Raw genomic sequence first — 22,322 nt, forward strand, 5'->3', positions numbered from 1 at the left:
GAGTCATGACTATCGTAGTACATAAAGGAGTCGATCTTGACGCTTTCGGTTCTGCTTTAGCACTTGCACATGTGTTCGGTGGAAAAATGTTCTTGCCAGAACCCAAAAACAGAAATGTTGCTCGTCTTTCACATGCTGTACAAGAATGGGTAACGGATAGCGTTGAGGGTAACGTGATCTTTTGTGACACAGACAGCCTAGGAAACTGGAAAGCAGAGTTCATCTTTGACCACCATGGCACAGTATACGGCGCAAACAGCAGTGCGGTAGCCATATGGCTTGAAGACTGCGGATATCTGCAGAAGATGTCTGAGAATGTTTTGGAACTACTCATGTCAGGCATATATGAAGATACTGGTTTTCTTCGATATCACTCAGCTAAGCCTTGGGACTTTGCAGCTGTAAGCTCCCTTAGGCGCCTAATGAAAAGGCCCTTCGAGTTGGATATTCACGTGAGTCCGCCTCTTAGTGAGTCACACTTCAAAGCCATGTTCAAAATACTTGAACGGCAGCATGAAATCAGACTACTGAGCAAGATCATAGATATCTCATATATCTATGAGAAGGAAAGTGAAGGGGAAATTTCTTCAGTGGTACAGCTACTACAATCCATGCAGGATATAAATGCTTACGTACTTCTTGTGGGAAGCAAGAGTAGGATACTTGGCATATGTCGCAGTGACGAGACCGTGCCACTGTGGGATCTCTTGCAAGACCTTAATCCGAGTGGCCACAAGTATGCTTTTGTGTTCAGAAAGAGAGGCAATTTAATAAGCTTTTACGAGACCCTGCCCGATTTGCTTAGGTCAAAGATGTTAGCTCAAACGTTGGTGACGGAAGTTAGCTTGTCAAAGATGGTTTTGTTGAAACCATGCAGCGTAAAAGAGGCGTTACGTTATTCTCGCGACTACGGTTTGGCTGTGGTATGTTTACAGGAGGAGCGTGGGCTCTATTTTATAACTAGGCACGACTTAGAAAGATTGGAAAGGTTAGGACTTGGAGAGAGTGATGTCCTCGGTTTTTCAAGGGTGTTACCATGTTTTGAGCAGCAAGACGATTTGGCAAAGGCTTACCCCATTCTCAGACAGCGTATTCCTCTAGTTGTTAAAAAAGATGATGAGTTTTACATTGCAACCACAGATGACTTGTTAAGGCAAGGTGTGGTTCAGTTTTATGAAAACCGCAGTGAAGTTATCAGGGTAGGAGAAACACTGTATGACCAAATTGGCTCTTTGCTTGAGCATCTTTCGAAAAAAGGGCTAAACGTGTATTTGGTTGGTGGCGCCATCAGAGATTACCTCTTAGGCAAGACACCTGACGATATTGATTTGTGCTTTGAGGGCGATATCGAGAAAATTTGCTTGGCTTTAGATGAGCTAGGTGTGGGCTATGATATGTTCGGTAAGACTTTATCAGTGAAATGTGAATGGAACGGAACTAAGGTTGAATTCACAAGAGCTCGCAAAGACTTGTACAAGAGCCCTGGGGTGTTAGCAGAAGTAGAGCCTGCTACCATATTGGAGGATTTGGAGAGAAGAGATTTTACCATAAACGCCATAGCTTTGCAGCTTACACCTGGTGTAAGTATTCTGGACCCATTCCAAGGGTTGGACGATCTAAAAGACAGAGTTATAAGACTTATAAAACCTTGGTCACTCAGAGAGGACCCTTCCAGAGCTTTTAGAGCTATAAACTACAAGAACAGGCTGAATTTTTCGCTGGATTCTCAGCTCAGACAGGAACTTACAGCGGTCCAGGTGCAAGGCAAACCAGCGCCACGAGTGCTCATGGAACTTCGAAGCTTGCTTAGATCCTCTCAAGTGTTCGAAAACGTAAGAGATGTCATAAACTTCGATCTTATGAGGTTCTTTGGTAGGTCTTTTGTGTTTGATGAAAGGCTAATGTCCATGCTTGAGGAATTTCAGCAGGAGCAACAAGTACGGACCATGGAAGTTAGAAGGATCTATGAACTGGTCACAGTAATCCTGGGTCTGGGCTTTAAGGATAGAGCAGAAAGAGAACGTTTTTTTAGGCTCCTCGGCGGTGCTGGCAGGCTTAAAGCTTTATCTGAAAAGTTGGAAGAGGAAGGGACCATAGGTAATCTACTTACGGATTGGCAGTAGCGATAATGCATGTAGACTGTGAAAAAGCTTTGTTGGAGGTGAAAATGTGGCAAATAACGATGTAGTTGTAAGCGGTATAAGACCAACCGGTGTACCGCACCTCGGAAATCTACGTGGTGCACTGCAGCAATGGGTTGATCTGCAGGAAAAATATCCGTGTTTTTACTTTATTGCCGATTGGCATGCGTTGTTCGGTCTTGAAGAACGTAGCAGAGAAATAAAAGAAAATACAAAGAAAGTACTTGCCACACTACTTGCAGTGGGACTTGATCCAGAAAAGAGCACCATCTTTATTCAATCGCAGGTGCCAGAGCACCTAACGCTTTTTACCATTTTTTCTGCCATAACGCCTGTGGGATGGTTAGAGCGTAATCCTACATTAAAGGACATGGTCAGAGCAGAAGAGCCTCTACCTTATGGGTTGTTGGGGTATCCAGTATTGCAGGCTGCAGATATCTTGCTTTACAAAGGTACCATGGTTCCAGTGGGAAAAGACCAGCAGCCTCACTTAGAGATTTCACGTGAGATCGCAAGGCGGTTCAACAGTCTATTCGGTGTGGAGTTCTTCCCTGAACCTCAGGCTGTGCTAAATGAGTATCCCGTACTTCCTGGTACAGACGGAAGAAAGATGAGCAAGTCATATTCAAATGTGATCAGCATTGAAGACGACCATGAAACCGTAAGATTCAAGGTCAGACAAATGATAACAGATCCTCAGAAGATAAGAAAGTCCGATCCCGGTCATCCAGATATTTGCTCAGTATTTCAGTTGGAGAAAGGCTTTGTGGACAGTGCTTATTCTAAAGACATTTACGATCGTTGTGTTCAGGGGCTTTTGGGATGCGTTGAACACAAGAATATGCTGGCTGACATCATTTGGCAGTATCTTGAGCCCATACGGGAGAAGTATTTCTACTATTTAGAGCATGAAGAAGAACTCTGGAAAATAGCGTCCTACGGCAACGAAAAAGCTGAGAAGGTGGCAAAAGAGACCATGAGAGAGGTGCTGGATATTATAGGCTTATGATCATAGCCATAGATGGACTAGCAGGTAGTGGGAAGACCACAGCTGGCAAAGGATTAGCCAAAGCCATTGGATTTCGGTTCATCAGTTCTGGGCAGTTATACCGATTCAAGGCATTAGAGCCTGATGTGGACCTTTTAGAAGCTATAAAGGAGCACAAGCTGAAAATTGAGTGGGACATAGAATGGGAAGGTAAAGGCATATCGGCGGAGCTACAGCGAGAAGAGATAGGCAGCAGAGCATCAGAAATAGCGTTATTGAGAGAGGTTAGGGATGAAGTAAACAACGTACTAAGGTTTGTAGCCGAAGGCGGGAACTATGTCATAGAAGGCAGAGACATAGGCACAGTAGTATTTCCCGAAGCTGGAGTGAAGTTTTTCCTAACAGCAGAAGAAGGGGTTAGGGCGAGGCGTAGAGCAGAGCAAGTAGGAGAAGAAGTAAACATAGCAGAGAGGGACGAAAGGGACAAGAAGAGGGAGATAGCGCCAGCCAAGGCAGCTGAGGATGCCATAATCATTGATAACAGTTATCAGAGTGTAGAAGAGACGATAAAGGAGATGGAGGGGCGCTTACCTAAGGACGAATTCGACTTTCAACGTTTTTTGCAATACGTACTAGGTCCACCGGTAAGAGGGCTATTTCGTATAGAGGTAGTAAAAAGTCATCCTTTGAAGTATGGTCGCTGGATACTCACACCTAATCATGTTAGTGGGTGGGATCCTATCTGCTTAGCAGCAAAAGTACCTCGGCCTCTGCATTTCATGGCAAAAGCCGAGCTCAAGCACTCCTTAGGACCTCTTCTTTCGCTATTGGATATAAGCCCCATTGCTAGGAACAAACCTGACGTCAGAGCCATAAGAACTGTTCGGCATTTCTTATACGGCGAAAAGCTGGTAGTTATGTACCCTGAAGGTCATCGCCACCGAGACGGAACTGTGGGCGAGTTTAGGAATGGAGCTTTCTACTTCGTTCGCAAGAAAATGGCACCCGTGATTCCCGTTGTCATTAAAGGGTTGGAAAACCTCAGTTTCAATACCTTTTGGAACCGCCATGTAAGAATAGCTTTCTTGGATCCCATTTACCCTGTGGATGTAATCGGCATGAAAGAAGAGGAAATAGCCAGAATGGTGCGCGAACAGATTTCGGAGTGCTACAACAGCTTATGATCATAGCCATAGATGGACTAGCAGGTAGTGGGAAGACCACAGCTGGCAAAGGATTAGCCAAAGCCATTGGATTTCGGTTCATCAGTTCTGGGCAGTTATACCGATTCAAGGCATTAGAGCCTGATGTGGACCTTTTAGAAGCTATAAAGGAGCACAAGCTGAAAATTGAGTGGGACATAGAATGGGAAGGTAAAGGCATATCGGCGGAGCTACAGCGAGAAGAGATAGGCAGCAGAGCATCAGAAATAGCGTTATTGAGAGAGGTTAGGGATGAAGTAAACAACGTACTAAGGTTTGTAGCCGAAGGCGGGAACTATGTCATAGAAGGCAGAGACATAGGCACAGTAGTATTTCCCGAAGCTGGAGTGAAGTTTTTCCTAACAGCAGAAGAAGGGGTTAGGGCGAGGCGTAGAGCAGAGCAAGTAGGAGAAGAAGTAAACATAGCAGAGAGGGACGAAAGGGACAAGAAGAGGGAGATAGCGCCAGCCAAGGCAGCTGAGGATGCCATAATCATTGATAACAGTTATCAGAGTGTAGAAGAGACGATAAAGGAGATGGAGGGGCGCTTACCTAAGGACGAATTCGACTTTCAACGTTTTTTGCAATACGTACTAGGTCCACCGGTAAGAGGGCTATTTCGTATAGAGGTAGTAAAAAGTCATCCTTTGAAGTATGGTCGCTGGATACTCACACCTAATCATACAAGCGCTTGGGATGGAGTGTGCCTTGCAGCAGTCTTGCAAAGGTCGGCTTACTACGTAGCAAAAGTGGAGCTTCGGCGCATACTTGGGCCTTTGCTCTCTATTTTGAATGCTGTTACCATTGTCAGGGATACTCCAGACCTTAAGGCTATAAAGGCCATCCGTGCGTTGCTGACCAAAGAGAAGATCGTCGTTATTTACCCGGAGTCAAAGATTTTCACTGATGGTATTATGGGGCCTTTCAAAGAAGGTGCTTTTTATTTTCTTCGAAAAAGAATGGCGCCTGTCGTCCCTGTGGTCATAAAAGGCTTAGAGAGAATAACGGTGAATACATTTTTTACTCGGCATGTAAGAATAGCTTTCCTTGACCCCGTATACCCTATTGACGTATTTGGCCTTCGAGAAAATGACATATCTGATAAAGTTAAAAAGCTTATGGTGAACGCTTATGAAAGTATGTAAAAAGGAACTTCATTTGGCTTTCCCGCAAGGTCCCTGTTTCGGAGTAAAAAGGAGCATCGAGCTTTGTCGCAAGATCTTGGAAAAGCACGGAACTGTTTTTGCTGTTCACCCTTTGGTTCACAACGAAATTGTCATGGCTGACCTTGCAAAGCATGGGTTGATTCTGGAGGAAGACGTAGAGAAGATTCCTTCTAATTCCTGGGTAGTGCTATCAGCCCATGGTACGCCAAAGGATGTTTTGGAACGTCTGAAGGAGAAGAACTGTAAAGTAGTAGATGCCGTTTGCCCTTTGGTTCTTTTTGTGCACAAGAAAGCGTTGGAAGCAGTTAAGAACTTCGGTAAGGTCAACATAGTTGGTGATTCACAGCATCAGGAGATAAGAGCATTGACTTCGGAGCTTCCGGAAGGCTCGTATGTACTTTGCGGACCAGAAGGTAAGCTGGCGGACAAGCGTTTCCCTGTAGTGTTTCAAAGCACCACAGATCCAATTATTTTGCACGAGTTAGACGCTGAAGGTTACCGCATTATGGACACCATTTGTACTGCTACCAAGGGACGTCAACAAGCAAATGCTCAGCTTATTGAAAATTGTGATGCTCTGATAATCCTGGGTTCTTCTACTAGTGCCAACAGCAGGCACCTGGCTGCAAAAGCCTCAGCATCTGGTAAGCCAGTACTCCTCACGCTTGATCTAGATGAGGCAGCGTCTTTTGCCCTGAACTATGATATCGTTGGGATCATAGCAGGGGCTTCAACACCACTAGATCTGGTCTACCAAGCCTATGATAGAATAATTACCGCATATGAAAAGGTTTGTAATAATTGGAGCTCCTAATGTGGGAAAATCTTCTCTTTTCAATCGCCTAGTGGGAGGGCGTAAAGCACTAACCTATGATCAGCCAGGTGTAACACGCGATTATCTTTCCCACATTTGTGAGTGGCGAGGCCGTTATTTTGAGCTTGTTGATACAGGCGGACTGTATCGAGGTGAGCAGGATTTAGAATCATTTTGGAAACGTTCCCTGGAAATAGCGCAGGATGCTGACGTAGTTTTGTTTGTTGTAGATGCTAGCGAGCACCTTAGCTCTGTGGAATACGACATTGCACAAGATCTAAGGAAAATGGGGAAAGAGGTCATAGTAGTAGGTAACAAAATGGACCTGTTGCCTGAAGGTTTTAATCCTGACCTTTATAATCTGGGTTTTGATAAAGTCCAATTTGTATCTGCTACAACTGGCCGCAACAGCGGGGACTTATTGGACCTAATGTGGAAATATCTAGGTGAGGAAGATCAAGACATAACTAAAGAAGATGTTGAGTTTAGAGTTTCGGTCATAGGTCGCACAAATGCAGGCAAATCGACGCTTATGAACAGACTCTTAGGCAAAGAACGCGTGCTAGTATCTGAAATGCCTGGTACAACCTTGGATTTCATCACAGAAACCATAAATGTGAAGGACATGGTTGTGGAAGTAACTGATACTCCGGGACTAAGAAAAGGAGACCTAAGACGGCTTTCTGTTCCAGAAATGCTGGCAGTGAAAAGATTGGAAAATCGATTACGCAAACAGCAGGTACTAATTCATGTTATAGACGCTTCTGTTGGACTCACATCTTTGGACGAAAGTGTCATAAGAATAGCAGAGGAAGAAGGAATTGGTTACATTGCAGTTCTGAACAAAATCGATCTTGCGGAAGATCCACGCAAAGCTGAGAGCATTCTCACCGAAGCATTCTTAGACAAGTTCCCGTGGGTTGATCGAAAAGCGGTGATCGCAGCATCGGCAGAAGAGAACTACAATGTGGATAAGGTGACTGATGCTTTGCATCTGGCAAGACAAGACCTCGGCATTACTTTTAAGCCTCGCGAGCTCACTGAGCTCATAAAGCCTTTGGAAGAAATCATTACCGGTTATCGTTTCTACTTTGCGCTGCAAGTATCCACTTTGCCTTCGGTGGTAAAAGTCTTTGCTAACAAAGCGGAAATGCCATCGAATATAATGACTTATTTTAGAAGACAGCTCAAGAAATCCATGGGGATAAAGACGGCTTTGCCAAAAGTTATATTGGAGAAATCCTAAAATGGTACAGTGGCAGGGAAGATATCACTTCATGGCTGTAGGGGGCATGGGCATGAGTGCCCTTGCTAAAATCTTAGCTCAAAGAGGCATTTCTGTTTCGGGCTGCGACGTGCAACCTCACTTTATGACAAAAGCAGATTTATCAGCGTGTGGTGTAACTTTGTTTACAGGACATGACCCAAAGCATCTTCAAGATGCAGATTTTGTTGTCTATTCCTCAGCTATTAAACCGGACAATGAGGAGTTTAGAGCTGCTTTGGATGAACACATTCCTGTTCTGCACCGCTCAGAGATTCTAGCAGATCTTCTGGACGAAGGTTTATCGGTAGCAGTAACAGGTACTCACGGTAAATCGTCGACTACGGGATTCATAGCGCAGGGGCTGGAACTTTTGGGTTTTGATCCAACTTTCATAGGAGGCGCCGTGGTAAACCCTTTAGGTGGAAATGCAAAACTGGGGAGCGGACCTGTCATAGGAGAAGTAGACGAAAGTGATGGTAGCCTAGTAAGGATTCCTGCATCGGTGAAAGTCGTTCTAAACTTGGATGACGATCACCTACCTTTCTATGGAACGATGGAGAACTTGGCTGCTACGGTGCACCGCTTCATATTGGGTCGCCCTCACAACAGTATTGCTGTGTTGAACTACAACGATCCCTTGCTCAGGGGAATGGATTACTCTTCAAGGCGTGTGCACTGGTGTGGTTTTGGTTCGCCGGATATACGCATTGATGCGCTTGAGCTTGAAGGCGTGAACCCTAAGATAAGTGTTTGTTATGAAGGGAAGCAATTCACTATTTTAAACGATGAAATTTTCGGTAAACATAATGGATTGAATTTAGCCATGGCTTTCTCTGTGCTTGTTGCCATGGGGATAAATCCAAACTCCGCCGCGAAGGTTTTGGAGGAAGTTCAAACTCCGCGCAGAAGACAGCAGATTCTGGGCAGCGTAAATGGAACATCGGTTATGGTGGACATTGCTTTGCATCCAACAGAACTAAAAGCTCTTCGTGAAGTGTTTGAATCGAGTAAGCGGCGGGTTCTACTTATTTTTCAGCCTCACCGTTATAGTAGATACAAGCTCCTGTTTAAGGACTTTGTGGAAGAGCTTTCCCTGTGGAGCGATGTGGTTATCACAGAAATATATCCATCAGATGAACCTGTTGAAGACACCAGTAGTTATCCGTTATATGAAGAAATAGGTAGTAGGAACAAGTTCTTCTATTCAGACAAAGAGAAGTTATTCCAAGATCTGCCTAACATCATGAACGGCTATGATATTGTGCTCTTTGCCGGTTTGGGAAGTATCGGTAATTGGGCGGAAGAGTTCTATACAGAAAACTCCACAAAAAGCTAGTCAACCAATTCTTCAAAAAGCTTTTTCGTTAACTAACTCTTAATTTTCCAACGTATAATATTTATAGTAACTATTCATGTTCAACCTGCAAAGGAGGAGGTGTTAGACTTGGATGGAAAGCTTCTAAAAAGGTATTTGTCCCTAGTTTTAGTCCTCGCTATGGTAGTTGGTTTTGCTCTTCCAGTAAATGTCGGTGCACAGGAGACAGTAAAAATCACAGTACTAGAGACTTCAGATGTCCACGGTCATATTCTGGCTTATGACTACGGTAAGGACAAAGAGGATCAAAGTTTTGGTCTATCTAAGGTTGCCACTTATGTTAATAAAGTGCGCACGGAAAACCCCAACACGATTCTTGTAGACAACGGTGATTATTTACAGGGCACACCGCTAGTTGAAAACTATCTTACAGCTACTCTAAATCCCATGGCTGCAGCTATGAATTACCTGAAGTACGACGCAGTGGTTTTAGGAAATCACGAGTTTAATTTTGGTATGGAGGCTCTAAAGAAGTTTGTAGAATCTCTTTCCGTACCAGTCATTTCTGCGAACGTGGTAAAAGCTGGAACTGAGGAGCCATATTTCAAACCGTATGTGGTCATTGAACGTTCCGGTGTAAAGATCGGAATTCTTGGTCTTACCAGCTTAGTGGTTAAGAAGGTGGAAAAACCAGCGAACTTGGAAGGTGTGGATCTAATTGATCCCGTTGAGACGGCTAAGAAGTACGTAAACATCCTCAAAAATGAAGAAAAGGTAGATGTAGTGATTTTAGCCGGTCACTCCGGACTGGAATACGATCCAGAGACCAAGACCTACAGCACTCGCGAGTACCCTGAGAACTTCATTTTCAACGTTGTAGACAAGGTTCCAGGTATTGATGCTGTTCTTTCAGGACACGATCACAATGAATTTGCGAAAGTAATTACCACATCTTCTGGAGCAAAAATCCCTGTTGTTCAGCCAAGCTCTTGGGCGAAAGCTGTTGGTCGAATTGACCTTACCTTAGTTAAGGAAAACGGTGCATGGAAAGTTTCCGAGGCAGTTCCCACAACAGTTAAGATGAAGGATTATGAAGAAGACAAAGAACTTGTTGCTCTGATGCAAAAGGAGCACGAAGAAGTTCTCCAATTCATTCGGACTCCCATCGGAGAATTTAGTGAAGATTTCCCTGTCTTAGATCCGTTGACAGCTCGTATGTCTGATAATGCATACTTTGATATCCAGCTAAAAGCCATGGAATGGGCTGCCGGTACTGACATTGCCGTACAGGCCATACTCCCTACAACGCCGCCTACATTTACTAAGGGCCCCATCACAATCAAAGATGTAAACGCATTGTACATTTATGCCAACACGCTTTACAAGGTAAAAGTAACAGGTCAAATGATTAAAGATTTATTGGAGAATTCAGCAAAGTATTTTGTTTATGGCTATGATCCGTTAAACGGTGCAACCTTAAGCTCTGATCCGAATTTCCGTGCCTACAATTTTGATGGTGTATCGGGCGTCAGTTACCAAATAGATGTAACGAAACCTGTGGGAGAAAGAGTGGTTAACCTGACTTACAAGGGAGAACCACTGAAAATGGACGATTGGTATGTGATCGCCATTAACAACCACAGGTTTGAATCGCTACGCGACACTGTATTCAAAGGTGCCGAAAAGCTTTGGGAAAGTGACATTGATATTGCTGAGTACATCGTAAACTATATAAAAGAACAGAAGACCATTGCCCCTGAGACCGATCACAACTGGTCTATAACCCCAACTTATCTCTTATACAATGCTCCTGCTTTGGTAAACGATTATGCTACCTTGGACGAAACTAAGACTCTGTATGCAGGATATCAAGGGCCTTCTGTTAGCCTGACCAGAGGAAGCGCTGCTTGCTTCTTCACACCCGTTTACATTACCGCAACCCCTAGCGGGGAGATACCAGAGTTTAAGGATCTTGACCCTAATGCAAACAGCTGCGTGAAGCCTTTGTTGCAGACGGGACTTTACGTTGGATATGGTGATGACACTGTAAGATTAGAAGAAGGTTTGACCAGAGAACAGTCCGTTGTGGTTGCATTAAGAGGAATGAAAGCAGCAGAAACACTGCCAAATGCTGATGAGGCCAACAGCATTCTAGCCAACTATCCAGACGCTGAGGAGGTCTCCTCTTGGGCACGACCCTATGTAGCGGCTGCGTTGAAGTACGGTTGGCTCAAGACAAGGGATGGCAAAATTGCTCCCAAGGACAGAATTACTGAAAGCGAACTTGTTTACATGCTTCACTGGAGCCGCTTCCCCAATGTGCGCATGCTCAGTATCAACGATTTCCACGGCAACATAAGCACTTTCTATAATGACAGCAACCTGAAAGCTACGGTGGGCGGATACGAGACCATTGCTTGGTATGTGAACAAGTACAGGGCAGAGAACCCTCTTTATACATACTTCTTTGATGCTGGAGATTTGATGCAGGGTACTCCTACGTCAACCATACTTCACGGTGAGCCATTGATTGCACTGCACAACGCTATTGGCGCCGATGCTATGACCATTGGAAACCACGAGTTTGACTGGGGTCTGGATGTGCTAAAGGAACGCATAGAACAGGCTAAGTTCCCCATAGTTTCTGGAAACATTTTTGATAAAGAGACAGGAGAACCGGTGGACTTTGCAAAACCCTATGCAGTGCTTGAAAAAGGCTTTCTTAGTGTGGGCGTTGTTGGCTTCACTACACCGGAATCTTCCATAACAGCTCATCCGTCTATTGTGGGCGGGTTGGAATTTAAGAGCGCCAGCTCCATACAGCCCTACATAACCGAGCTGAAAGATAAAACTGATCTTGTTGTTGTTCTCGCTCACGATAGTGCCTATCAAGATTCCAAGACAGGTTCCATAACAGGCCCATCTGTTGTGGATATTGCAAGCTATAAACCAGATGCACTGATTACGGGACACAGCCATACCCAGGTTGCTGGATTCATTGATGGAGTACCCACGGTGCAAGCTTGGTACAATGGGCGTCGAATCGGCGGTATAGGGCTTCTTTACGATGCGCTGGAAGGCGAAACTCTGATGAAGACAGCAACTTTGATTGCTCCTAAGGTTACTTCAGAAACAACCGTTCCAGCCGTGGCAGAAATCATTGCAACATATGACGAAAAAGTAGGTCCAGTATTCAGCACTGAGATTGGGTACACTGAGAAGGGATTAACAAGGAACTACTACGGCGAATCCAATTTAGGTGACTTCACTTCCGACATCATACTGCAGGCTGCAAGCAAAGCCATCGATGCTGTTGTGGATGCAGCTTTCCAGAATGCAGGTGGTATTCGCATCGACATTCCAACAGGCACAATAACTGTGGGCACCATTTGGCAGCTGATGCCATTTGACAACACGGTTGTTGTGATGGATCTTAAAGGCGCAGACATTAAAGCTCTGCTCGAGAGATCTTGCCTGAAGGAAGGCGAATCTGATGCAAATGGAGCTAGCAAGGGTCAACTACAACCTTCCGGGATCAGGTGGACTTGTGACATGAGCAAGCCCATAGGCGAAAGAGTTACTGCGGTCTCCTTTGAAAATGGTAAAGAGTTTAGCTTGGATGCAACTTACAAAGTCGCAACGAATGATTTCTTGGCAACTGGTGGAGACGGGTTCGCGGCGTTTAAGAACGGTACAAACGTTACCAACACCTTTGTTCTAGTGCGTGATGCAATCATTGAAGCCATAAAGCAGATGACTGAAGAAGGAAAGACTATTGACTACGAAGTAGTCGGCAGAATAACAATAATTCCGTAAGCAGTAGCTACGCACGCTGAAGAAGGGGAGCCAGCCGGCTCCCCTTTCTGTTATATAATCATCTTTATGAAAATAGGATTAGCTCAAATAAACCCAAAAGTCGGTGACTTTAATGGTAATAAACAGAAAATTCTTCATGCTCTCGATGCGCTAAAAGAAGCGGAAATTGTTGTGTTTCCTGAACTTGCTTTAACCGGGTACCCTCCAGAAGATCTTTTGTTTAACAGAGATTTTCTACAACAAAGCCAGCAGGCTCTACGTGAAATAGCACGGTCAGTTCCGCGTAATCAAGTGGTTATTCTGGGAGCACCCGAGAAGGAAGGCACAGACCTCTACAATAGTGCATTCCTTATCAATGGGGGAGAGATTGTCGGCAGTCACAGAAAAGTACTTCTGCCGAACTATGATGTTTTCGACGAAATGCGCTACTTCAAAGCTGGGACTACTGGTACTGTTTTGAGGTTTTCCAATACATCAGTAGGGGTAGTGGTATGTGAAGATCTTTGGCACCCAGATGGACCTGCGCAGTGGGCTGCAGCTAGCGGCTTGTCCACTTTAATAAGCATAAACGCGTCACCTTACGAACACAAAAAGCTGAACAACCGTTTAAACTTGCTCAAGCATTTAGCTAAGTCCCTTAATGTAAACATTGTTTACGTAAACATGGTTGGGGGCGAAGACGAGCTATTGTTTGATGGAGCAAGCTTGGTAGTTCTGAATAATGGCGATCTCATTTGTTCACTACCTTTTTTTGAAGAAAGCCTTTGTGTGGCTGATTTGCCTGTAACCCTAAAAGAGAACGTAACTGCGGTTTTATCTAGCAAGTTAGAAGAAGAAGAAACAAAGGTGAAGACCATCTCCATAGATGCAGTAGTCTCTGACTCAACACAGGTAGCGCAGAAAGTAATGATACCTGAAGATGATATCGCTAACCTTTACAAGGGGTTAGTTTTTGCTATAAGTGATTATGTGCATAAACAGGGTTTCAAAGGTGTGATTGTGCCAGTGTCGGGTGGAATTGATAGTGCATTGGTTGCTACCTTGAGCGTGGATGCTTTGGGCCCTGATAAAGTGAAGCTTATTTATCTGCCTACACGATTCAATCGCCCAGAATCTTTTGAAGATGCCAATTTGCTGGCCACTAACCTTGGGTGCACACTTTCAGTAATTGAGATCGACCATATTCTCCAAACCTATGAAGAGGTGTTAAGGGAAAAGTTTCAAAAACAAACGTTCGATGTCGCCGACGAAAACCTTCAGGCAAGGATAAGAGCCAATATAGCTTTTTACCTTTCAAATATGACAGGGTATTTGGTTATGTCCTGCTCCAATAAGAGTGAATCGGCTGTTGGCTACGGAACCATTTACGGCGATATGGCTGGTGGGTTTGCTCCTATCAGGGATGTGTTTAAAACTCAGGTGTATGCGCTTGCTCGGTACAGGAATTCCATGAAACCTGTAATTCCAGAGCGCACATTGATGCGCGAACCTTCAGCTGAGCTCAACGTAAACCAAAAGGATCAGGATGTTCTGCCACCATATGAAGTGCTCGATCCTCTGTTAGAGGATTATGTGGTTGATAACCTGCCTTTTGCTGAGCTTGCCCGCAAGTATGGAGAAGAAATCACAAGCAAGGTTCTGCGTATGGTCAAAAGTAGCGAGTTTAAGAGAAAACAAACTCCAGTAGCTCCTAAAGTATCCAGGCGTAACTTCGGAAAAGGTTGGAGAATGCCCATCGTTAATGGATTCAACCCAGACCGTGACACTGGCAGGGAATAATGGTATAATAAATTTCTGCGGGGCGTAGCGCAGCTTGGTTAGCGCGCTTGCCTTGGGAGCAAGAGGTCGGCGGTTCGAATCCGCCCGCCCCGACCAGGATGGGCCCGTAGCTCAACTGGACAGAGCATCGGCCTTCTAAGCCGAGGGCTGCAGGTTCGAGTCCTGCCGGGCTCACCAAGATGGTGAGCGTAGCTCAACTGGTCAGAGCACCAGACTGTGGATCTGGGGGCTGGGGGTTCGAGTCCCCTCGCTCACCCCATACGTAATGGGCCCGTAGCTCAGGTGGATAGAGCGACAGCCTCCTAAGCTGTAGGCCGCAGGTTCGAGTCCTGCCGGGCTCACCACTAGCCGCGCCTGTGGCTCAATTGGATAGAGCAGCGGACTTCGGATCCGCAGGCTGGGGGTTCGAGTCCCTCCAGGCGCGCCAGCAGATGCTCAGCGATAACTGTGCGTCTTACTCTTCAAAGATGAATATCTCTTCTAGGGGTGCGTTTACAGCTTTTGCAATGTCCATGGCAAGCTTTAGGGAAGGGTTGTACTTACCAGCTTCTAAACGCACTATGGTTTCCCTGCGCACATGCACCATGTTTGCTAATTCTTCTTGGGTTAACCCAGCTAATTGTCTGTATTTCTTAAGGTTACATATGAACTTTGCCATAGGAAAGCCTACTCAACGCTTCTCCAAATTGTAGAGTTTTATTCCATAGGTAGTGATCAATGATGCGTAGCATATAGCCACAAGCCCAACGGAAATGTGTCCCAGAATCGCTGCTGGGAAATACAATGACATTATCAAGTTTATGAGGAAGAAGATCGTTACTTCAACTATTGCCACATCGAAGGCAAACGCTTTTGCCGCTCTTACGTCTTCATAATAACGTTCATCGAGGACACTGGTGTCTATTCGTGCAACGAAGAAGTTAGCCAAGAAAGCAAAAAATGCAAAATAGCTAAGATACGACGGATCATGGGTTGAGAAGTAGTTTAAACCAATTAGACCAAACAAACTGAAAAACCCAAAAAGGAAATTCACACGTTTTGACATAGTTTTCCTCCTTTAGAAAGTGCAGTGGCCGTCTACTTAGTGATAATTATATCACATCACATAGGAGATACTGTAGAAGTAACAAATCATTTTTCTTTAAGCTCTTTTAAGCATGTAAGGTTTGCCTTCAAGTTTTTGAGTAAACTTTACCTGGTTAATGACAAGTTCCACGATATCAGCGGGGAATAGCTGCTTTAAGTCTTCAGCTGTTTTGCCTTCCTCCAAGCCCGCAAGTATTTGATCCAAAGTTTCATAGTTGATTCCGAGAGAATACTCGTCGGTTATGCCCGGAATGAGATCGGGGCTGGGTGGTCTATTCCTTATGTCTTCTGGCACTGAAAGGTATTCGCTCAGCTGCCTTACTTCGGTCTTGTAGAGGTGGGCGATGGGCGCCACGTCACACACGTCGTCACCGTACTTAACGTAGAAGCCGATTAGTCTTTCGGACAAGTTTGTGCACCCCACTAATAAGTAATCATTCTTCTCAGCGTAATAGTACAAGGTTGCCATTCTTACTCTGTGTTTTATCCTGTAATAGGCAATTCCTTCATAGAAATAGGGTAGCTGTGTGGGCGGTTCTTCCCACTGTGCAAAGAAAACCGGTTTGTTAAGTTTTTTTGTGTAGTCGTTGTAAAAACGTCTTACGATGGATTCTTTAAGCCCTCTGGTAGGCAACAGAAACAATGGCATGTCCTTGTAGACTCCGAGATGCCTTAGCAGTGGGGTCATGGATATGACTTTATAAGGTACCTTCTCTTGCTCCAGAAGCGAGCGGGCCAAAGTAGTTGACTTCTTCTCTGTATCTCTGTCTGGTAGTATCAAGCCAAGGACATTTTCTTTGCCAACAGCTTGCACTAGAAGCTTAAGTACCACTGCGGAGTCCAAACCTCCGCTTACTCCGATGAGGTAACCGTGCTTCCTCTCACTCACCAGCGCTTTACGGAGAAACTGTTCAATTCTCTGCGTTTCTTCCATGGCTGTGTTCATAACACAATTATAGTTATACCGTGGTCTATTTGAGTAGTAATTCAGCTTTGCTTATGAGTTCTTAGGTTTGTTGACAGCTGATTTAACATGTGATACTATTTAAATGTTCGGGGCCCGTAGCTCAGGAGGCAGAGCACCGGCCTTTTAAGCCGGGAGTCGCAGGTTCGAATCCTGCCGGGCTCACCAGTGGGCCGTTAGCTCAACAGGTAGAGCAACGGACTCTTAATCCGTGGGTTGCAGGTTCGAGTCCTGTACGGCCCACCAAAATGGGTGCGAAGGTGGCGGAACTGGCAGACGCGCTGGACTTAGGATCCAGTGGGCTAAACCCGTGCGGGTTCAAATCCCGCCCTTCGCACCATTTTTTATTAGTGGTAGCGAAATACTAGACAGTAATCAAGTTGAGGAGGTCTGACGATGAATTTGAACAAAATCTCTTCTGTGGAAGTGTCTGTTGAGGAAACATACGAGGGAGAGCAGTTTCAGAACATTGAGAATAAAACACTAGAAAAACTTGCGCGTAGTGTTCAAATCCCTGGTTTTAGAAAAGGGAAAGCACCAGTTAACTTGGTAAGAAATTATGTAAACCAAAGTTACCTCCAAGAAATGCTAGTGGATGAAATCGTAGACGATGTACTTCGCAGCGTAGCTTCAGAGTTAGAAGCGCCCGTGTACAAGGTTCACGTAAAAGAATCAAGTATTGAAGAACAAAAAGCTTACATCAAAATGGTGATTGAGTTGCTACCACAACCAAGGTTTGATGACATTGACTTTTCTAAGCTTCCTCCTTACGAAGAACCAAAGGTAACTGAGGAAGAAATAGAAGATGTAGTAGACCATTTACTGGAAGATCAGTCCGTAATAAGAAGCGTTGAAGTGGAGAAGCCTGAAGACGGCTATCTTGCCGAGATTGAATGGGCTCTTTTGGATGAACAGGGCAATCCCTTGAAACCTAGAAGAACCACTATTGAGATTGGTAAAGAAGAGTTCTTAGAAGGAACTGATGATTTGCTAAAGAGCATGACTGTGGGGGAAGAGAAAACCATGGCAACCCCTGATGGGGAATCCCAAATACGTATAAAGCTGCTTGATATAAAGGGAAAAGTAAAACCTGAACTAACTGACGAACTGGCAGCTGATTTGGGCTTCGAAAATGTAGAGAACTTAAGAAAAGCTGCTGAAGAAGAGATTAGAAGATATAAACTGGATCAGTACGTAGATGAGTGGCTGAATAATGTTTTAGATGACATTGCGGAGCAGCTGGAGATTCAGCTTCCACCATCCATGATAGAAGATGAGTATGAGCATCGCTATGAAGAGTTTATTAACATGCTTGAAAACAGTGGTTTGAACTTAGAATCTTATGCTTCACAAGTGCAGAAAACCCCTGATGAGGTCTTAACAGAAATCCGCGAGAATGTAACTAAGTCTCTGAAACGTTATTTCGTACTAGAGTTCTTAAAGAGTGCTTTAGGCATAGAGGCGGATGAAGCTGAGGTTAATGAATACTTGAAAACTCGTCAGGGTATAAATAGACAAGAAGCTCGTTACAATGTAGAGCTGGAGAAACTTATTGAAGTATTGAAGGAGAAAGTTTCGGCAAACAAGGAGGTTTGATTAATGAGTCCACTCATACCCTATGTTATTGAGCAAACGCCACGTGGTGAGCGTGGTTACGATATATACTCAAGGCTACTAAGAGACAGAATTGTGTTCATAAACGGTGAAATTGAGCCAGAAATGGCAGGAGTTGTCATAGCACAGCTACTATTCTTGGAAGCAGAAGACCCAAAAAGAGATATATATGTGTACATTAATTCACCTGGCGGCATTGTCACCGATGGTTTAGCTATTTATGACACCATGCAGTATATCGAGCCCGATGTGGTAACCATGTGTATTGGACAGGCAGCAAGCATGGCTGCAATCCTTTTAGCTGCCGGTACGAAAGGTAAAAGGTTCGCACTTCCGAATTCTCGGATTCTCTTGCACCAACCCATGGGAGGAGTGCAAGGGCAAGTGACTGATGTGGAAATACAGGCAAAGGAATTAGTAAGGATTAAGCAAAGGATAAATGAGATTCTAAGTGTACATACAGGTCAACCAATTGACAGAATATTGCAGGATACGGATAGAGATTTCATACTGACTCCGGATGAAGCCGTTCAATATGGTGTCATAGATCAAGTTATAACTAAGCGTATTAGGAAAGAGGATTAGTAACTATGCCGAAGGAAATTAGGTGCTCTTTCTGCGGTAGGACAGCAGACGAAGTAGATCAGATGTTAGCTTGGCCAAACGGTTTGTACATCTGCAACTATTGTGTTGAAGACGCTCACAAGCTCCTTGACGCAAACAAGAAAAAAGCATCTGATCCTACGGTTCTTGATGGCAAGCTGCCTACACCACAGCAAATCAAAAGCTTCTTAGATAACTACGTAGTAGGCCAGGAAAAGGCCAAGAGAATCGTTTCGGTGGCTGTTTACAACCACTACAAGCGGGTTAGAAGCAAACTTCGTGGCGATTCTTTTGGTACGGAACTTGGAAAGAGCAACATACTTTTTATAGGGCCTACGGGCACTGGAAAAACTTATGTTGCCCAAAACTTGGCAAAGTTTTTAAATGTTCCGTTTTCCATAAGTGATGCTACTAGTTTGACTGAGGCAGGTTATGTTGGCGAAGATGTAGAGAATATTCTTCTAAGGCTTATTCAGGCCGCAGACTGGGACATTAATAGGGCACAGTATGGAATAGTTTATATTGACGAAATAGACAAAATAGCAAAAAAGAGTGAAAATCCTTCCATAACACGAGACGTGTCCGGTGAAGGCGTGCAACAGGCACTACTTAAGATTGTTGAAGGAACCATTGCTAATGTTCCTCCTCAGGGTGGAAGAAAGCACCCTTACCAGGAATTCGTGCAAATAGACACTTCAGACATCCTCTTTATGGTCGGAGGAGCCTTCGAAGGCTTGGAAGACATTATTCGTCAGCGTTTGGGAAAGCGTACAGTGGGTTTCATGGCTGATCCCAAGGCATTGGATTCAGATGAAGTCCTCGACATGGTTATTCCTGAGGACCTCCTTAAATTCGGTATGATACCCGAGTTTGTTGGAAGGTTCCCCGTGGTAGCCACATTCCACAAGTTGTCAACCAAAGACCTGGTAGATATTCTGACTAGGCCAAAAAACAGTTTGGTGAAGCAGTATAAAGCCTTATTTGCTATGGATGGTGTTGAACTGGAGTTTACTGATAAGGCGTTGGAAGCAATAGCTCAAGAAGCCGAAAAGCGTGGTATGGGCGCTAGAGGTCTTAGGGCCATACTCGAGGAAACATTGATGGATCTCATGTTTGAAGTGCCAGAGAAACCTGAGATAAAGAAAGTTATCATAACGTCAAAGTGCATCCAAGGTGAAGAACCTGTTTTCTTAACAGAGCTTGATTTAGCGCAGGGTAGGAGTGTAGCAAACTATGAGTGAAAAATTACCCGTTATTCCACTGAAGAATGTGGTAATGTTCCCTGGCATTGTTCTGCCTTTACTCATTGGGCGGCCAAAGAGCATAAAAGCACTAGAAGAGGCTATGAAGGGGACCAAGCAAGTTATCTTACTTGCGCAGAAGGATGAGAACATTGACGAGCCAGCACCTAGTGACCTCTATGACGTTGGAGTTATCGGCGAAGTTATCCAGATTTTTAGGGCGCCCGATGGAACTGTTCGCATGGTTGTGGAAGCCAAAACCAGGGTAAAAGCGTCTGTAAGTGACAGTGGTGAGTTCCTGGAAGGGAACTATGAGGTTTTAGAAGAAGTAGAAGGCGATGCCACGCGCACTGAAGCCTTGGTCAAAGCTACCATTGCCAGGTTCGAAGAGTATGCTCGTTTATCCGGCAGAATACCCATTGAAGTTGTCGCTGGCATTGGTGGTTTGGACAATCCGGGGAAGATTGCAGATATGGTTGCAGCAAACATGTTTATTTCATACTATGAAAAGCAAAAAGTTCTAGAACTCCTGAGCATACCCGAAAGACTTGAGCATGTACTTCAGCTTCTCCTACGTGAAATAGAAGTGCTGAAGCTTTCTCAGGAGATTGAAGAAACAGTGCGCGAGAGGATGGAAAAGAACCAAAGAGAGTACATCCTCAGAGAACAACTCAAAGCCATACAAGAGGAACTTGGAGAAAAAGACGAGAGAACCATCGAAATTGAACAATACAAAAAGCGGATCGAAGAAAGTGGCATGCCCGAGGAGGCTCGGAAAAAAGCTGAAGAGGAGTTAGATCGACTTCAAAGGATGCCCCCTTATTCTGCTGAACTCGCTGTCATACGGACATATTTGGATTGGTTAGTTTCTCTACCTTGGAACGCTCGAACTGAAGACGAAGATGACCTCAAAACTGTTAAGCAAAAACTAGACAAGAGCCACTACGGTTTGGATGATGCAAAGGAACGTATCGTGGAATTCATAGCAACTAAGAAGCTGTCAAGCAATCCAAAAGCTCCAATCCTTTGTTTAGTGGGCCCTCCTGGTGTAGGAAAAACATCACTGGCGAAAGCCATAGCTACGGCTTTGAACAGAAAGTTGGTTCGTATTTCTTTGGGCGGAATTAGGGACGAAGCGGAGATTCGTGGTCATAGGCGTACCTATGTAGGTGCAATGCCCGGCAGAATAATTCAGGGCATCAGGTCAGCGGGGACAAAGAATCCGGTGTTCGTTCTGGATGAGATTGATAAACTGTCATCTGATTTCTTGGGCGATCCTTCTGCAGCACTCCTTGAAGCACTGGATCCTGAACAGAACTATGCTTTCCAGGATCATTACTTGGAAGTTCCATTCGATCTATCTGAGGTGTTTTTCATAACAACTGCTAATAATTTGTATACCATACCTCCCGCGCTGCTTGATAGGATGGAAGTCATACGCGTTCCTGGTTATACGGAAGAAGAGAAACTGCACATTGCTAAAGACTTCATACTCCCGAAACTGTATGAGCAAAGTGGCCTTAATCCAGAAGAAGTGAGCTTTTCAGATCAGGCCATAATTCGCATTATTAGAGAGTACACACGTGAAGCTGGAGTACGTAACTTGGAAAGGAACCTGCTTAGCATATTAAGAAAACTAGCCGTGGAAAAACTAGAAAAAGGTTTTTCTCGTGTCAGGATAACAGTAAAAAACGTCGAGGATTACTTAGGAGTTCCCAAATTTAGGTACGGAAAGGCTTTGGAAAAACCAGAAATTGGTGTTGTAGCTGGCCTCGCATGGACTGAATTTGGCGGAGAGACCATGCTTATCGAATGCCAAGTTGTAAAAGGGAAAGGCCAGCTTATTCTAACTGGCAGCTTAGGACAAACATTAAAGGAATCAGCCATGGCTGCTTTAACTTATGTAAGAAGCAGAGCTAAACAACTTGGAATAGATGAAGAGTTTTACAAAAAATACGACATACATGTGCACGCTCCTGAAGGAGCGATACCTAAAGATGGCCCTTCTGCAGGTATCACCATTGCCACTGCAATGATAAGTGCACTCAAGAAAGAGCCGGTACCCAATGATCTTGCCATGACTGGCGAGATAACGATAACAGGAAAGGTTTTACCCATTGGCGGAGTAAAGGAGAAAGTCCTGGCTGCTCATAGGATAGGCCTAGATAGGGTTATTCTTCCTAAGGACAATAAGATAAATATGGAAGAAATTGGCGATGAAGTGAAGAAAAAACTCCGCTTTTATTTTGTTGACACCATGGACCAGGTGGTGGAAATAGTTTTTGGAAAAACATCTTAAGTTCACTGTTGTTTTGGTCGCTATAAT

At 44.5% G+C, this 22,322-nt stretch carries 16 protein-coding genes and 8 tRNA genes; 21 read left to right on the top strand and 3 right to left on the bottom strand.

Annotated features, from left to right (window positions below; all coding sequences use genetic code 11):
- The first annotated feature begins 5 nt into the window (after positions 1–5).
- From COPRO5265_RS03725 to COPRO5265_RS03790, 14 genes are all read left to right on the top strand, one after another.
- Positions 6–2,123: a poly(A) polymerase gene (locus COPRO5265_RS03725; RefSeq protein ID WP_012544223.1), complete on the top strand. Its 2,118-nt coding sequence runs from the start codon at positions 6–8 to the stop codon at positions 2,121–2,123.
- A gap of 46 nt (positions 2,124–2,169) precedes the next feature.
- The gene (trpS, locus tag COPRO5265_RS03730; RefSeq protein WP_012544391.1) at positions 2,170–3,150 is read left to right on the top strand and encodes a tryptophan--tRNA ligase; all 981 of its coding nucleotides are present in this window, start codon (positions 2,170–2,172) and stop codon (positions 3,148–3,150) included.
- A complete protein-coding gene (gene cmk / locus COPRO5265_RS07370) occupies positions 3,147–4,313 on the top strand; it encodes a (d)CMP kinase (RefSeq protein ID WP_012543775.1) in 1,167 nt (388 codons plus the stop codon). Before trpS ends, cmk (COPRO5265_RS07370) begins: the two co-directional genes overlap by 4 nt.
- Complete coding sequence (cmk, locus tag COPRO5265_RS07375; RefSeq protein ID WP_012543439.1) at positions 4,310–5,476, top strand: (d)CMP kinase; 1,167 nt, start codon at positions 4,310–4,312, stop codon at positions 5,474–5,476. Before cmk (COPRO5265_RS07370) ends, cmk (COPRO5265_RS07375) begins: the two co-directional genes overlap by 4 nt.
- Positions 5,463–6,311 carry a LytB protein gene (locus COPRO5265_RS03745; RefSeq protein WP_012544492.1) on the top strand — a complete coding sequence of 283 codons (849 nt, stop codon included), beginning with the start codon at positions 5,463–5,465 and terminating at the stop codon, positions 6,309–6,311. Before cmk (COPRO5265_RS07375) ends, COPRO5265_RS03745 begins: the two co-directional genes overlap by 14 nt.
- Positions 6,280–7,557 (top strand): ribosome biogenesis GTPase Der, encoded by a 1,278-nt coding sequence (gene der / locus COPRO5265_RS03750; RefSeq protein ID WP_012543644.1) that lies wholly within the window; start codon positions 6,280–6,282, stop codon positions 7,555–7,557. The genes COPRO5265_RS03745 and der overlap by 32 nt, the downstream gene beginning before the upstream one ends.
- 1 nt (position 7,558) lies before the next feature.
- On the top strand, positions 7,559–8,914 hold the full coding sequence (murC, locus tag COPRO5265_RS03755; RefSeq protein ID WP_012543896.1) for a UDP-N-acetylmuramate--L-alanine ligase: 1,356 nt from the start codon (positions 7,559–7,561) through the stop codon (positions 8,912–8,914).
- Positions 8,915–9,013: 99 nt separating this feature from the next.
- Positions 9,014–12,709, top strand: coding sequence for a 5'-nucleotidase C-terminal domain-containing protein (locus COPRO5265_RS03760; RefSeq protein ID WP_012544234.1), 3,696 nt, complete (start codon positions 9,014–9,016; stop codon positions 12,707–12,709).
- 66 nt (positions 12,710–12,775) lie between these two features.
- Positions 12,776–14,488 carry an NAD+ synthase gene (locus COPRO5265_RS03765; protein WP_012543584.1) on the top strand — a complete coding sequence of 571 codons (1,713 nt, stop codon included), beginning with the start codon at positions 12,776–12,778 and terminating at the stop codon, positions 14,486–14,488.
- Positions 14,489–14,506: 18 nt separating this feature from the next.
- Positions 14,507–14,584, top strand: a tRNA-Pro gene (locus COPRO5265_RS03770).
- A gap of 4 nt (positions 14,585–14,588) precedes the next feature.
- Positions 14,589–14,665 (top strand) — tRNA-Arg (locus COPRO5265_RS03775).
- Between the two features lie 5 nt (positions 14,666–14,670).
- Positions 14,671–14,747 (top strand) — tRNA-His (locus COPRO5265_RS03780).
- An 8-nt stretch (positions 14,748–14,755) separates the two neighbouring features.
- Positions 14,756–14,832 (top strand) — tRNA-Arg (locus COPRO5265_RS03785).
- Positions 14,833–14,838: 6 nt separating this feature from the next.
- Positions 14,839–14,915, top strand: a tRNA-Arg gene (locus tag COPRO5265_RS03790).
- Positions 14,916–14,942: 27 nt separating this feature from the next.
- On the opposite strand, the gene COPRO5265_RS03795 is transcribed toward COPRO5265_RS03790, so the two are convergent.
- The 3 genes from COPRO5265_RS03795 to nadE form a co-directional block, all read right to left on the bottom strand.
- Positions 14,943–15,146 carry a helix-turn-helix transcriptional regulator gene (locus COPRO5265_RS03795; protein ID WP_012544037.1) on the bottom strand — a complete coding sequence of 68 codons (204 nt, stop codon included), beginning with the start codon at positions 15,144–15,146 and terminating at the stop codon, positions 14,943–14,945.
- Positions 15,147–15,158: 12 nt separating this feature from the next.
- The gene (locus tag COPRO5265_RS07380) at positions 15,159–15,533 is read right to left on the bottom strand and encodes a DUF3796 domain-containing protein (RefSeq protein WP_012544581.1); all 375 of its coding nucleotides are present in this window, start codon (positions 15,531–15,533) and stop codon (positions 15,159–15,161) included.
- A 96-nt stretch (positions 15,534–15,629) separates the two neighbouring features.
- A complete protein-coding gene (gene nadE, locus COPRO5265_RS03805; protein ID WP_012544665.1) occupies positions 15,630–16,520 on the bottom strand; it encodes an NAD(+) synthase in 891 nt (296 codons plus the stop codon).
- 110 nt (positions 16,521–16,630) lie between these two features.
- On the opposite strand from nadE, the gene COPRO5265_RS03810 reads away from it, so the two are divergent.
- The 7 genes from COPRO5265_RS03810 (at position 16,631) to lon (ending at position 22,295) form a co-directional block, all read left to right on the top strand.
- A tRNA-Lys gene (locus tag COPRO5265_RS03810) sits at positions 16,631–16,706 on the top strand.
- Positions 16,707–16,708: 2 nt separating this feature from the next.
- Positions 16,709–16,784, top strand: a tRNA-Lys gene (locus COPRO5265_RS03815).
- Positions 16,785–16,792: 8 nt separating this feature from the next.
- Positions 16,793–16,878 (top strand) — tRNA-Leu (locus tag COPRO5265_RS03820).
- Positions 16,879–16,934: 56 nt separating this feature from the next.
- Entirely contained in the window at positions 16,935–18,134 is a 1,200-nt protein-coding gene (locus COPRO5265_RS03825; RefSeq protein ID WP_012544054.1) for a trigger factor, read from the top strand.
- A gap of 3 nt (positions 18,135–18,137) precedes the next feature.
- On the top strand, positions 18,138–18,737 hold the full coding sequence (gene clpP, locus COPRO5265_RS03830; protein ID WP_012544504.1) for an ATP-dependent Clp endopeptidase proteolytic subunit ClpP: 600 nt from the start codon (positions 18,138–18,140) through the stop codon (positions 18,735–18,737).
- Between the two features lie 5 nt (positions 18,738–18,742).
- Positions 18,743–19,996, top strand: coding sequence for an ATP-dependent Clp protease ATP-binding subunit ClpX (gene clpX, locus COPRO5265_RS03835; protein WP_012543920.1), 1,254 nt, complete (start codon positions 18,743–18,745; stop codon positions 19,994–19,996).
- The gene (gene lon / locus COPRO5265_RS03840; protein ID WP_012543642.1) at positions 19,989–22,295 is read left to right on the top strand and encodes an endopeptidase La; all 2,307 of its coding nucleotides are present in this window, start codon (positions 19,989–19,991) and stop codon (positions 22,293–22,295) included. The genes clpX and lon overlap by 8 nt, the downstream gene beginning before the upstream one ends.
- Positions 22,296–22,322: the final 27 nt, after the last annotated feature.

Origin of the sequence: Coprothermobacter proteolyticus DSM 5265 (assembly GCF_000020945.1) — a bacterium.
In the GTDB taxonomy this organism is placed as follows: domain Bacteria; phylum Coprothermobacterota; class Coprothermobacteria; order Coprothermobacterales; family Coprothermobacteraceae; genus Coprothermobacter; species Coprothermobacter proteolyticus.